General features: G+C 73.4%; 11 protein-coding genes. 7 read left to right on the top strand and 4 right to left on the bottom strand.

Annotated elements, in window-relative coordinates:
• Genes G6553_RS11530 through G6553_RS11520 form a run of 3 tightly spaced genes read left to right on the top strand, consistent with a single transcriptional unit; the run spans nucleotide 1 to nucleotide 3,361 of the window.
• On the top strand, nucleotides 1-1,083 hold the full coding sequence (locus G6553_RS11530; RefSeq protein WP_166192595.1) for an alpha/beta fold hydrolase: 1,083 nt from the start codon (nucleotides 1-3) through the stop codon (nucleotides 1,081-1,083).
• 33 nt (nucleotides 1,084-1,116) lie between these two features.
• Nucleotides 1,117-2,337, top strand: a complete 1,221-nt coding sequence (locus G6553_RS11525) for a transcriptional regulator (RefSeq protein ID WP_166192592.1) — start codon at nucleotides 1,117-1,119, stop codon at nucleotides 2,335-2,337.
• Between the two features lie 22 nt (nucleotides 2,338-2,359).
• Entirely contained in the window at nucleotides 2,360-3,361 is a 1,002-nt protein-coding gene (locus tag G6553_RS11520) for an alpha/beta hydrolase (protein ID WP_347565661.1), read from the top strand.
• 40 nt (nucleotides 3,362-3,401) lie between these two features.
• On the opposite strand, the gene G6553_RS11515 is transcribed toward G6553_RS11520, so the two are convergent.
• Both G6553_RS11515 and G6553_RS11510 read right to left on the bottom strand, forming a co-directional pair.
• A complete protein-coding gene (locus G6553_RS11515; protein ID WP_166192589.1) occupies nucleotides 3,402-3,926 on the bottom strand; it encodes a nuclear transport factor 2 family protein in 525 nt (174 codons plus the stop codon).
• Between the two features lie 159 nt (nucleotides 3,927-4,085).
• Nucleotides 4,086-5,351 (bottom strand): HNH endonuclease signature motif containing protein, encoded by a 1,266-nt coding sequence (locus tag G6553_RS11510; RefSeq protein ID WP_166192587.1) that lies wholly within the window; start codon nucleotides 5,349-5,351, stop codon nucleotides 4,086-4,088.
• 290 nt (nucleotides 5,352-5,641) lie between these two features.
• Between G6553_RS11510 and G6553_RS11505 the strand changes: the two genes are divergently transcribed.
• From G6553_RS11505 to G6553_RS11490, 4 genes are read left to right on the top strand one after another with little or no spacing between them, the layout of a single operon-like run.
• The gene (locus G6553_RS11505) at nucleotides 5,642-6,142 is read left to right on the top strand and encodes a (2Fe-2S)-binding protein (RefSeq protein WP_166192584.1); all 501 of its coding nucleotides are present in this window, start codon (nucleotides 5,642-5,644) and stop codon (nucleotides 6,140-6,142) included.
• Nucleotides 6,139-8,643 (top strand): xanthine dehydrogenase family protein molybdopterin-binding subunit, encoded by a 2,505-nt coding sequence (locus G6553_RS11500; RefSeq protein ID WP_166192581.1) that lies wholly within the window; start codon nucleotides 6,139-6,141, stop codon nucleotides 8,641-8,643. Before G6553_RS11505 ends, G6553_RS11500 begins: the two co-directional genes overlap by 4 nt.
• Nucleotides 8,640-9,500 carry a xanthine dehydrogenase family protein subunit M gene (locus G6553_RS22165; protein ID WP_166192578.1) on the top strand — a complete coding sequence of 287 codons (861 nt, stop codon included), beginning with the start codon at nucleotides 8,640-8,642 and terminating at the stop codon, nucleotides 9,498-9,500. The genes G6553_RS11500 and G6553_RS22165 overlap by 4 nt, the downstream gene beginning before the upstream one ends.
• A complete protein-coding gene (locus G6553_RS11490; RefSeq protein WP_166192575.1) occupies nucleotides 9,500-10,240 on the top strand; it encodes an SRPBCC family protein in 741 nt (246 codons plus the stop codon). Before G6553_RS22165 ends, G6553_RS11490 begins: the two co-directional genes overlap by 1 nt.
• Here G6553_RS11490 and G6553_RS11485 read toward each other — a convergent pair.
• Together G6553_RS11485 and G6553_RS11480 are read right to left on the bottom strand one after the other, a co-directional pair.
• A complete protein-coding gene (locus tag G6553_RS11485; protein WP_166192572.1) occupies nucleotides 10,218-11,597 on the bottom strand; it encodes an MFS transporter in 1,380 nt (459 codons plus the stop codon). The genes G6553_RS11490 and G6553_RS11485 overlap by 23 nt on opposite strands.
• 69 nt (nucleotides 11,598-11,666) lie before the next feature.
• A complete protein-coding gene (locus G6553_RS11480; RefSeq protein ID WP_347565660.1) occupies nucleotides 11,667-12,308 on the bottom strand; it encodes an alpha-ketoglutarate-dependent dioxygenase AlkB in 642 nt (213 codons plus the stop codon).
• Nucleotides 12,309-12,353 lie beyond the last annotated feature (45 nt).

Genomic DNA, 12,353 nt, shown 5'->3' with positions numbered 1-12,353 from the left:
ATGCGGCGGGTCGTCGCCCTCGCGCTCGCGGCCGTGCTCGCCGTGCCGCTGGCCGCGTGCAGCGACGAGCCGGTGCACGACCCCGCCGGCGGACCGACCGAGACCACGCCGCCGGCGACCCCGGTGCCGTCGTCGAGCACGCCCTCGCCGAGCGACACCGGCACCACCGAGCCGGACGCCGGACCCGACGCCGTTCCCGGGGCGCTCCCGCCGGTGCGGCACCGGGTCTCGCTGCCGACGCTCATGCGCGAGGACGTCGAGGCCGGCCGGCTGCGGCGCACCGAGCCGCTGGCGAGCACCGCGCGCTGGCGCAGCTGGGCGGCGACGTACACCGTGAACGGCGCGACCGTCTCCGGCGAGCTGCTCGTGCCGCGCGGCAAGGGACCGTTCCCCGCGGTGGTGCTCAACCACGGCTACATCGACCCCGCGATCTACACGCTCGGCCGCGGGCTCTCGCGCGAGCAGGAGTGGCTGGCGGCGGCTGGCTTCGTCGTGCTGCACACCGACTACCGCGGCCACGCCGGCTCCGACCCGGTCGGCGACGTCGACCGCGAGAGCCGCCTGGCCTACACGCGCGACGCGATCGCGGCGGCCAAGGCGCTGGAGCAGGAGCCGTACGTCGACGACGACCGGCTCGCGATGCTCGGCCGCTCGATGGGCGGTGGGGTCACGCTCAACGCGCTGGTCGCCGAGCCCGGGCTGGTCGACGCCGCGGTCGTCTTCGCGTCGGTGAGCTCGCGCTTCGTCGACAACATCCGGCAGTTCACCGAGCCGAACCGGCCCGAGGAGCTGGCGCGCTACTACGACCGCTTCGGCACGCCGCAGGAGAACCCGCGCTTCTACCGCGACCTGTCCTCGCGCACCTACTTCGACCGGGTCACCGAGCCGGTGCTCGTCCTGCACGGCACCGCCGACGACACCTGCCCGCTCGCCTGGTCGCGCGAGACGCACCGGCTGCTGCGGAAGGCGGGTGCGGACTCCGAGCTCGAGGTCTACGAGGGGGAGGGGCACGCGTTCGGGCCGCGGTTCGCGGACTCGATGCGGCGGACCGTGCGGTTCCTGAGAGTTCACCTCGACCTGTGACGCGGGTCACCGGCGCGGTGTACGGTCCGGCGCATGACGGTCGGGGACCTGGAGGACCGCAGGCGCCGGGCGGTCCGCGCGTGGACGTCGTTCGTGGAGCACGGCGACGCCGCCGGCGCGGTGCGCCCGGAGATCCTCTCCAGCTGGGGCCGGTCGGCCGCGGTCGGCACCGACGTCACCGAGGCGCCGCTCGCCGACGAGGACGAGACCGCCGGGCGGTGGCGGGGCTCGCCGCTCCAGGTCGCGGTCGAGCGGGTCGAGGCCGAGCTGCGGCGTACCGCCGAGGACGGTGACCTCGTCGTCGCCGTCACCGACCCCGACACCCGCATCCTGTGGACGTACGGCGGCCGCGTGATGCGCCGCAAGGCCGAGACCGTGAACTTCGTGGCCGGCGGCCGTTGGGACGACCGGTCGGTCGGCACCAACGCCCTCGACCTGGCCAACCGGCTCGGGAAGCCGTCGATGGTGTTCAGCGCCGAGCACTACGCACCGATCGTGCACAACTGGGTCTGCTGGGCCGCGCCCGTGCACGACCCGGTCACCGGGGCGCAGCTCGGCGTCCTGGACCTCTCGACCACGTGGGAGCGCACCCACCCGATCGGGCTCGCGACCGCGCGGGTGATGGCGCGCCTCATCGAGCAGGCCATGCCCCGCTCGCACACCCACCCCGGGCTGGAGGAGACCCACGACCCGGGGCTCGTGATGACGCTGCTCGGCACCGCCGAGACCCGGCTCGACGGGCAGCGGCTGCTGCTCAACCGCCGGCAGACCGAGGTGCTGGCGCTGCTCGCGATGCACCCCGAGGGCCTCTCGCTCGAGCAGCTGCACGCGCTGGTCTACGGCGACCAGGCCGTCACGTTCTCCACGCTGAAGGCCGAGGTCTCGCACCTGCGGGCCGCGCTCGGCGGGCAGCTGTCGTCACGGCCCTACCGGCTGCTCATGCCGGTCGCCACCGACGTCGACCACGTGCTGGCGCTGCTGCGTCGGGGCGAGGTCGCGGCGGCCGTCGACGCGTACCGCGGTGACCTGCTGCCGGGCACCAACAGCCCGGCCCTCCACGAGCTCGCCGAGTACGTCGCGGTCGCCCTGCGCGAGGCGCTGCTCGCCGACCCGCAGCCCGATGCGGTGGTGCGTTACAGCGAGCTCGCGCCGTACGACGCCGAGGTGCTGGAGACCTGCCTGGCCCGCCTCGCCGGGACGCCGCACCCGGCTGTGCCGCTGCTCAAGGGGAGGCTGGCGGTCGCGCGCTCCTGAGCCGCTCGCTAACGTCCGGCGGGTGACGCCGCGCCCGCGCCTGCTGCCGCTCGCCCCCATCACCCTCGGTGCGACCGCCGTCGGGGCCGCCTTGGCCCGCGCCCGGGCGGTGCGTGAGGTGCCGCGCGCGATGCGGATCGCCCCGCTGTGGGCACCGCTCGCGCTCACCCACCCCGCCCTGCTGCCGCTCGCCCGCCGTGCCTACGGCATCCCCACGAAGCCGGTCGACGGCGTCGAGGTGACCGTGCGCGGGCTGCCCGGCGGCGCGGCCGTGCGGGTGCACGGGCCCGTCGGCCGCCAGCACCCCAGCGGTGCCCTGGTCTGGGTGCACGGCGGCGGCACGGTCATGGGCACCGCCGCCCAGGACGACCGGCTGTGCAGCGAGCTGGCCCGCGACCTCGGCGTCCTGGTGGTGAACGTCGACTACCGGCTCGCGCCCGAGCACCCGTTCCCGACGCCGCTCGACGACTGCGCCGAGGCGCTGGAGTGGCTGCGCGCTGCCGCTGCCGACCTCGGGGTCGACCCCGCACGGATCGCGGTCGGTGGCGCGAGCGCGGGCGGCCTGCTCGCCGCGGCGCTGGCGCAGCGCACCGCCGACGAGGGGTCGCCGGTGGCCTTCCAGCTGCTCGTCTACCCGATGCTCGACGACCGCACGAACCTCCGCTCCGACCACGGCGGCCGTGGACGGTTCCTCTGGACGCCGCCGTCGAACCGCTTCGCCTGGAACTCCTACCTCGGCCACGCCCCCGCCGAGGACGGCGAGGACCGGCCGTACGCCGTGCCCGCGCGCCGCGCGGACCTCGCCGGTCTGCCGCCGGCCTGGATCGGCGTCGGCGACCTCGACCTCTTCCACGACGAGGACCTGGAGTACGCCGCCCGCCTCCGCGCCGCCGGGGTCGCCTGCGACGTGCACGTCGAGCCGGGGATGTACCACGCGGCCGACGCCTTCCTCGGCGACACCGCCCCCGGCACCGCCCGCTTCCGCGCCGCGATGCGGGCCGCCGTCCGCGCCGCGATCGGCTAGCCCCGCCAGCTCCTCCGGTCGGCTGGTCGAGGAGGGCGCGCTAGCGCCCGTCTCGAAACCCGCCGGACCCCCGCAGCCGCCCCAACGCGACGTCCAACGGGTCGCTGCCGTCCCGCGCCGCTCGCGGACCCGAGCCCGTCCCCGGCGTGAGCCGGCCGGCCTCCGACCGGGTCCACTCGCGCACCGCCCACCGCTCGCGGATCCGCCACGCGCCGTCCTCGCGGACGAGGTGGTCGACGTACCGGAACCCGGTCGTGAAGTTCGACGCCGGCTCGTCCGCAGGCGTGCCCCAGTGCACGGCCTGCCCGTACGTCTCCGCGACGGCCTCGTCGCCCCGCAGCTCGACGAGGTGGTTGCCCACGAGGTGCATCGTCCCGTCCAGCGCCGGCAGCATCCGGGCCAGCCACGCGACGTACTCGTCGGCGGAGCCGTCGAACCCGGTGTGGTGGTCCACGCCGTCCCGCGCGTAGACCGCGCGTACGCCGTCGAGGTCCCTTCGGTCCACCGCCCGGCAGTAGGAGCACACCAGCTCGTAGATCGCCGCCCGGTCATCCCGCTCGCCCATCCCGTCACCCTCCCACCAGCGAGCCCTGGCGAGCGTCGGGGAGACCCCCTCCGCTGGTTGAGCAGGCGAGCGCCAGCGAGCCGTGTCGAAACCCGGTGAGGTGCGCAGGGCGTCGGGCTGGTCATCTGGTCCGCGGGTGGCGACCATCCGTGTCGCGGTCTAGGTCCGGATGTGGAAGGTGACCTGGTTGTCGGGGTGGATGGTGGTCTCGAACCTGGGGTCGTGGATGCGGGCGTGGTGCCTCGGGCAGAGCAGGCGTGCGTTCTTCAGGTCGGTCTTGCCGCCGTGGAGCCAGCTGTCGTCGTGGTGGCCGTGGCAGAGGTGGGCGGGCCAGTCACAGCCGACGGCAGTGCACTCGCGCTGGGTGATGACGAGCCCGCGGCGTTGTGCCCCGGAGAACAGACGGGCGGTGCGGCCGAGGTCGAGGAGCTCGGAGGAGCTGCCGAGGACGGCGGGGATGAGTCCTGGCTCGCAGGCCATCCGCCGGGCCATCGCCGCGGAGATCGGTTGTCCGCTCTCGAGGACGACGCGGCCGGTGTCGCTCGTCAGGCTGGTGAAGTCGATCAGGACGACGATCGAGGCGTTCAACCCGCCGAGCTTCGGCAGCTTGTCGGTTGGCAGGCGTTCGAGGAGCTCGCAGAACGCATCGCCCATCCGTTCCGGTGACGGCCGCCGCTCGACGACCTCCGTTGCGTCCTCGTCGGCCTTCTTGCTGGACTGGTGCTTCGGGGCGGCGAACGCGAGCAGCGCCTTCTTGAGCATCTCGCCGTGCAGGGTCGGGATGGAGAACTTCCCCCGGTAGCTGCCCTTCCCGTCGGGCGCCATGGTCAGCCAGGCGTGGGCGCGGGCTTCTCGTTCCTCGCGTTCGAGGGCGCGGGCGTCGCACGCCTCGCCGATCTCGGGCGCGACAACGGTGAGCACGTGCTTGGCGAGCATCGCCAGCGACTTCGGGTCCAGGTCCAGCGCCTCGTTCAGCAGGTGCTTCTCCGCGCGCTCCGGGATCGACGGGTCTTCGAGATCGTCCGGGAGTCGGTCGATGCAGTCGGTGATGACGCGGGCGTGGTCGGTGCTGATCGCGCCTTCAGCGAGCGCAGCCGCGGTGGGTGCGTGGCGGTCGAGGGACTCCGCCAGCCGCATTCGTCGCTTGGCAGCGCGCCGGTCCTGACGGATCTCGTGGCCCCACCAGGACGCTGTGTCGGTCGCGCCGACCTCGTCGCCGACCTCCCGCCGGTCGGCCTCGGCGGCCAGGCGCAGCTCGAGCGCCGCGACCTGGGCGCGGAGCCGACTGGCTTCGAGCAGGGCGGTCGAGACCTCGTCGTCGGACATCTGCCAGAACTGAGCGCTGCATGCCGAGCGGGCTTTCTTGCGGGACTTCGCGACCGCGCGGCACACCGGGTGCGCACCGTGTCGGGAGTCCTTGGCCATGGGTCTACTCAAGCATCGACCACCGACAGTGCAGGCTCCGTTTCCCCAGGTCAGACCAGCATTCGGACAACGATCTGAGCAGCCTCTCGGCGGGTTTCGAGACGGGCCTGGCAGCCCTCCTCAACCAGCCGAGAAGTCCGGCCGTCCGTGAACCGGGAGGTGGCCGCGAGCCACGGCGTACCTCTCCTCCGTGCTCAGGACTCGGCGCCTCGGCCGCGGACCAACGATCACCCAACCAGCGCCGCCTAGCGTGAGCCGGGTCACACCCGGCGTACACCCCGAGGAGAGTCATGGTCCGGATCAACCTCACCGTCGACGGCGCGAGGGTCGCCGACGACGTCGAGCCGCGCATGCTGCTCGTGCACTACCTCCGCGAGAAGCTCGGCAAGACCGGCACGGTCGTCGGCTGCGACACCAGCAACTGCGGTGCGTGCACGGTGCACCTCGACGGCACCAGCGTGAAGTCGTGCAACGTGCTGGCCGTCCAGGCCGACGGCGGCGAGGTGACGACGATCGAGGGGCTCGCCCAGGACGGGCAGCTGCACCCGGTGCAGGAAGCGTTCCGGGAGTGCCACGGCCTCCAGTGCGGCTACTGCACGCCGGGGATGATCATGCAGAGCGTCGACCTGCTCAAGGACAACCCGAACCCGTCGGAGGAGGAGATCCGCCTCGGGCTCGAGGGCAACCTGTGCCGCTGCACCGGCTACCACAACATCGTGCGCGCCGTGCAGCACGCGGCGGGCGCAGGTGCGAGCCAGGTGCCCGGCCAGACCGAGGCGGTGCAGGCATGACCGCCACCGAGGCCCGCCCGGAGGCGGAGGCGCCCGAGCGCGAGATCGGCAGGGAGCGGCGCCGCAAGGAGGACCAGCGGCTGATCACCGGCCGCACGCGCTGGACCGACAACATCCAGCTGCCCGGGATGCTGCACCTGGCGATGGTGCGCAGCCCGTTCGCGCACGCCCGCATCACCAGCATCGACACGACCGAGGCCAAGCAGAGCCCGAACGTCGTCGACGTCGTCACCGGCCAGGACCTGGCCGAGACCCAAGGCGTGCTCATCAACGCCTGGCCGATCACGCCGGACCAGAAGACGCCGACCCACCTCCCGGTGGCGATCGACCGGGTGGCCTTCGCCGGCGAGATCGTCGCGGTCGTCGTCGCCCGCAGCGCGGCCGAGGCGCGCGACGCCGCCGAGCTCGTCGACGTTGAGTACGACGAGCTGCCGGCCGCGCTCGACCTCAAGGAGGCCGCCGCTGACACGGTCCTCGCGCACCCGGACCTCGGCAGCAACAAGTCGGCGTACTGGGTCTTCGACTCCGGCGAGGCCGGCACCGGCGGCAACGTCGACGAAGCCATCGCCCAGGCGCGCGAGAGCGGGGGGATCGTGCTCGAGCGGGAGTACCGCCAGCAGCGGCTCATCCCCGCCTTCATGGAGCCCCGGTCCACCGTCGTCGACCCGACGGGCGAGCAGCTGACCGTGTGGTCGGCGACCCAGATCCCGCACATCCTCCGCTTCGCGCTCGCCGCGACCACCGGCATCCCGGAGTCCAAGCTGCGGGTCATCGCGCCGGACGTCGGCGGCGGCTTCGGCGGCAAGCTCCAGACGACGCCCGAGGAGTGGATCACCGTCGCGCTGGCCCGCCGCACGGGCAAGCCGGTGAAGTACACCGAGACCCGCAGCGAGTCCCTCATCGCCGCCCACCACGGTCGCGACCAGTGGCAGAAGCTGACGCTCGCCGCCGACCGCGAGGGCAACGTCACCGGCCTCAAGGTCGAGCTCCTCGCCGACCTCGGCGCCTACGTCTCGCTCGTCGGCGGCGGCGTGCCGGTGCTCGGCGCGTTCATGTTCAACGCGATCTACAAGTTCCCGGCCTACCACTTCGCCGTCCAGACGGTGCTGACCAACAAGACCTGGACCGACGCCTACCGCGGCGCCGGCCGGCCCGAGGCGACGTTCGCGATCGAGCGGCTCATGGACGAGCTGGCCGCGGAGGTCGGCGTGGACCCGCTGGAGATCCGCGAGCGGAACTGGATCAAGCACGAGGAGTTCCCGTTCACCACGGTGGCGGGGCTGGAGTACGACTCCGGCAACTACGAGGCGGCGACCGAGCGCGCCAAGGAGATGTTCGGGTACGACGAGCTCCGGGCCGAGCAGCGCCGGCGCCGGGAGTCCGGCGACCCGGTCCAGCTCGGCATCGGCGTCTCGACCTTCACCGAGATGTGCGGACTCGCGCCGAGCCGCGTGCTCGGCCAGCTCGACTACGGCGCGGGCGGCTGGGAGCACGCGAGCGTCCGGATGCTCGCCACCGGCAAGGTCGAGGTCGTCACCGGCGCCAGCGCCCACGGCCAGGGCCACGAGACGGCGTTCAGCCAGATCGTCGCCGACCGGCTCGGGGTGCCGTTCGAGGACGTCGAGGTGCTGCACGGCGACACCCAGGTGGCGCCGAAGGGCCTCGACACCTACGGCTCCCGGTCGCTCGTGGTCGGGGGCGAGGCGCTGGTCAAGGCCTCGGACAAGGTGGTCGAGAAGGCCAAGACGGTCGCCGCGCACCTGCTCGAGGCGTCGGCCGACGACCTCGACTTCAGCGGCGGGCGGTTCACCGTCCGCGGCACCGACCAGGGGGTGGCGATCCAGGAGATCGCGACCGCGGTCTTCGCGGCGCACAACCTCCCCGACGGGATGGAGCCGTCGCTGGACTCCGACGCGACGTTCGACCCCGTCAACTTCAACTACCCGCACGGCACCCACCTGTGCGCGATGGAGATCGACACCGAGACCGGCGCGCTGCACATGCGCAAGTACGTCTGCGTCGACGACATCGGCAACGTCATCAACCCGCTCATCGTCTCCGGGCAGGTGCACGGCGGCCTGGTGCAGGGCATCGCGCAGGCGCTGTGGGAGGAGGCGGTGTACGACGAGTCCGGGACGTTGGTGTCCGGCTCCTTCGTCGACTACCTGCTGCCGACCTCGGCGGACACGATCAGCTTCGAGGTCGACCACACGACGACCCCGTCGCTGACCAACACGCTCGGCACCAAGGGCGTCGGCGAGGCCGGCACGATCGCCTCGACCCCGGCCGTCGTCAACGCGGTCGTCGACGCGGTGCGCCACCTCGGGATCACCGACATCCGGATGCCCTGCACGCCCGAGCGGGTCTGGCGCGCCATCCAGGACGCCGGATCCGGCACGGAGGCGACCACCGGCGCGGCCGCCCCGCACTTCGACGCATCCACCGGCATGGAGGGCACCGTGGACCGCACGGCCGGCGCCCAGGACGGAGCCCAGCAGTGATCCCCGCACAGTTCGACTACCTCGCCCCGACCACCGTCGAGGAGGCGCTGGCGGCGCTCGCGCAGCACGGCGACGAGGCGAAGATCCTGGCCGGCGGGCAGAGCCTGCTGCCGGTGCTGCGGATGCGGCTCAACGCCCCGGAGATGGTGATCGACCTCGGGAAGATCACCTCGCTGCGCGGCGTGCGCGACGACGGCGACGCGATCGTCGTCGGCGCGATGACCCAGCACTCGGTCGTCGGCTCCGACCCGCTTGTGGCCGAGCACGCCGCGCTGGTGAGCAAGGCCGTCGAGCACCTGGCCGACGTGCAGATCCGGCACCGCGGGACCTTCGGCGGGGCGCTCGCGCACGCCGATCCCGCGGGCGACCTGGGGGCGCCGGCGCTCGCGCTCGGCGCGCAGTTCGTGATCCAGGGTCCGGGCGGCACCCGCACCGTGCCGGCGGAGGAGTTCTTCGTCGACCTCTTCGAGACCGCCATCGGCGAGGACGAGATCCTCACCGAGGTCCGCCTGCCCAAGCACACCGGGTGGGGCGCCCACTACGAGAAGTTCGTCCGCGTCGCCCACCAGTGGCCGATCGTCGCGGTCGCCGCAGCGGTCCGCCTCGAGGGAGGCACCATCGCCGAGGCGCGGGTCGGGCTGACCAACATGGGCAACACGCCGGTCCGCGCGCACGCGGTGGAGCAGGCGCTGGTCGGGCAGCCGGCGACGCCCGACGGCGTGCGCGACGCCGCCGCCCGTGCGGCCGAGGGCACCAACCCGCCCTCGGACCTCAACGGGGACGCCGACTACCGTCGCCACCTCGCGACGGTCCTCACCCGGCGGGCCGTCCTGACCGCGGCAGGAGCAACCGGCTGATGGACCTCCGTCACGAGTTCACCGTCCCCACCGACGTCGAGGAGACCTGGGCGCACTTCAACGACGTCGCCGCGGTCGCCGAGTGCTTCCCCGGCGCGGTCGTGACGTCGGTCGAGGACGACACCTTCACCGGCACCGTGAAGGTCAAGCTCGGACCGATCGCGCTCGTGTACGGCGGCACCGGCACGTTCGTCGAGAAGGACGAGACCGCGCACTCGTTCGTGGTCGAGGCCAAGGGCAAGGACAAGCGGGGGAACGGCACCGCCGGCGCGACGGTCACGCTGACCATGGCCCCCTCGGGCGAGAGCAGCGCGACCGACGTGGTGGTCGTGACCGACCTGTCGATCACCGGCAAGCCGGCGCAGTTCGGCCGCGGCGTCATGCAGGACGTCTCGGACAAGCTGCTCGGGCAGTTCGTCTCCTGCCTCGAGCAGCGGCTCACGGCCGGTCCGGCGGAGGCGGAGCCCGAGCCGGCCGCGGTCGACGCCCCGACGCCGGTCGAGGCCTCGGCCGCCCAGCAGGTCGCCGCCGACGAGGTGGCGCCGGTCGTGGCCGACGCCGGCCCGCCGCCGGCCGCGCCCCGACCGGCGCCGGCCGCGGGTCCGGGCCCGGCCGACGACGCGCTCGACCTGGGTGCGTCGGTGCTGCCGGTGCTGCTGAAGTCCTACGGCAGGCAGGCCGGCCTCGGCCTGCTCGTCGTGCTGGTGCTCCTGCTGCTCAGGCGCCGCCGGAGCCGCTGACCGGTCCGGCGAACGGCTCGCCGGTCGCATCCGCCAGTGCGGGCGCCGTCTCCTCCAGGGGAGCCGGCGCCCGCACGCCGTTCACCCCCGGCGGCAGCTGCCGCTCGACGCGGACGACGGCCAGCGCCGCGACGGTCAGGCAGCCGACGACCAGCAGGCCGACGTACGCGTTGCCGAGCGAGTGCCCGACCAGGAAGCCCGCCACCGGCGGCGCGATGACCTGCGCGGACTGGAACGCGGCCGAGCTGAGCGCGTTGTAGCGGCCGCGCAGGTGGTCGGGTGCGAGGTCGTTGACCAGCGCCGGGATCGTCGGCTGCAGCAGCGTCTCGCCGAGCGCGAACACCGACGCGCACGCCGCGACCAGGACGGTCGCCCCGACCGTGCCCGGGACCAGGCCGGAGCCGCCCAGCAGCAGCCACGCGCCGGCCCAGATCAGCGCCATCACCGCGATCACGCGGGTGCGCCGGCGGCCCTCGATGCGTTGGAGCACCGCCAGCTGGAGCACGACGATGACGAGGGTGTTGGCGGCGAACGCGATGCCGAGGCCCTGCGTCGACACCTCGCCGACCGCGCGGGCGTACGCCGGCATGCCGGCGTTCAGCTGCGCGTAGCCGACGAACGAGGCGCTGAAGCCGAGCACCATCAGCGAGGCCACCGCCGGGCGGCGCAGCACCGCGACGTACGACGCCGGCTCCTGCGACGCCGTCGCGTCGTGCTCGGGGCGGCCCGCGACGTGCCGCAGCGGAACCGCCAGCAGGAACAGCGCCGGCAGGTAGCTGGCCGCGTCGGCCAGGTAGATCGCCTGGAAGGTCGCCGCGCGCTCGACGTCCACCACCACGCCGCCGACGACACCGCCGATGCCGATGCCGAGGTTGAGCAGCGTGAAGTTCACCCCGAAGTACCGCTGCCGCAGCTCCCGGGGCACCACCGCGGCGATCAGGCTCTGCGAGGCAGGCCAGGAGACGCCGGCGGCGATGCCGGTCAGCGCGAGGGCCAGCCCCGCGGCCAGTGGGGTGGTCGCGAGCGCGAGCAGCACGTTGCCGATGCTCAGCAGCACCAGCGTGGCCATGAGGATCCGCCGCGCTCCGAACCGGTCGATCGCCGTGCCGCTCGGGCCGACGACGAGCAGCCCGGCGAGCGGCGGCACGGCCAGCAGCAGCCCCACGTCGCGGAGCGGGATGTCGCGGACCTCGTTGAGATAGACGACGTGGAACGGCAGCACGAGGCCGGTGCCGAGGAACTCCAGCACGACCACCGAGAGCAGCAGCTTGCCCGCGCGGGGCAGGTCGTGCCAGAAGGAGGAGAGGGTGAGGCGGGTCGTGCCGGTGGGATCTGACGGGTTGGTCGCGCTGCTCATGAGGCAGCGGAGTCTGCCACCCGCCGCCGACGCTCTGCGCGCGGGTTTCGGACGCCGTCCCGAACGGCCTCAGAACACGTTGAACGGGCGGAACTGCACCGAGACCCGCGGCCCGGCGTGCGCCACCTTCGGCACCGCGTGCTCCCAGGTGCGTTGGCAGGAGCCACCCATGACGAGCAGGTCGCCGTGGCCCATCTCGATCGAGAGGGACTCCCCGCCGCCGCGCGGGCGCAGCTGCAGCTTCCGCGGGTCCCCGACCGAGACGATCGCGACCATGGTGTCGCGGCTCGACCCGCGACCGATGGTGTCGCCGTGCCAGGCGACGCTGTCGCGGCCGTCGCGGTACCAGCAGCAGCCGGCCGTCCGGAACGGCTCGCCCAGCTCGGGCCGGTAGTGCTCGCTGAGCGCCTCGCGGGCGTCGGTGAGCACGGGGTGCGGCAGCTCCTCGCCGATGAGGTACGTGTGCAGCAGGCGCGGCACGTCGACCAACCGGTCGTACATCTGTCGCTTGTCCGCTCGCCACGGCACCTCGGAGACGAGGGTGGCGAAGACGTCGTCGGGCTGCGGCAGCCAGGTCCGGCACACGTCGACCCAGGCGCCGCGCGACAGCGGCATCCGCTCCACGTGCTCGGCCAGCGCGGCGGACATCGTGGCCCGCGCCGACTCCTCGGCCGGGGCCTCCGCCGCGAAGAGCGAGGTCTGGAAGTCCACGAGCCCAGGCTATCGAACGCGTGTTCGACGGACAAGGGGTCCCGG

It is taken from the genome of Nocardioides sp. IC4_145, assembly GCF_011250565.1.
In the GTDB taxonomy this organism is placed as follows: Bacteria; Actinomycetota; Actinomycetes; order Propionibacteriales; family Nocardioidaceae; genus Nocardioides.
The sequence above is the reverse complement of the archived record's forward strand: the minus strand, read 5'-3'. Positions and strand labels throughout refer to the sequence as shown.

Coding starts and splice junctions, on each gene's coding strand:
- G6553_RS11515 (WP_166192589.1), bottom strand. CDS start 3,926: ATGGGCGAGCGGGATGACCGGGCGGCGATCTACGAGCTGGTGTGCTCC.
- G6553_RS11525 (WP_166192592.1), top strand. CDS start 1,117: ATGACGGTCGGGGACCTGGAGGACCGCAGGCGCCGGGCGGTCCGCGCG.
- G6553_RS11510 (WP_166192587.1), bottom strand. CDS start 5,351: ATGGCCAAGGACTCCCGACACGGTGCGCACCCGGTGTGCCGCGCGGTC.
- G6553_RS11530 (WP_166192595.1), top strand. CDS start 1: ATGCGGCGGGTCGTCGCCCTCGCGCTCGCGGCCGTGCTCGCCGTGCCG.
- G6553_RS11500 (WP_166192581.1), top strand. CDS start 6,139: ATGACCGCCACCGAGGCCCGCCCGGAGGCGGAGGCGCCCGAGCGCGAG.
- G6553_RS11490 (WP_166192575.1), top strand. CDS start 9,500: ATGGACCTCCGTCACGAGTTCACCGTCCCCACCGACGTCGAGGAGACC.
- G6553_RS11485 (WP_166192572.1), bottom strand. CDS start 11,597: ATGAGCAGCGCGACCAACCCGTCAGATCCCACCGGCACGACCCGCCTC.
- G6553_RS11505 (WP_166192584.1), top strand. CDS start 5,642: ATGGTCCGGATCAACCTCACCGTCGACGGCGCGAGGGTCGCCGACGAC.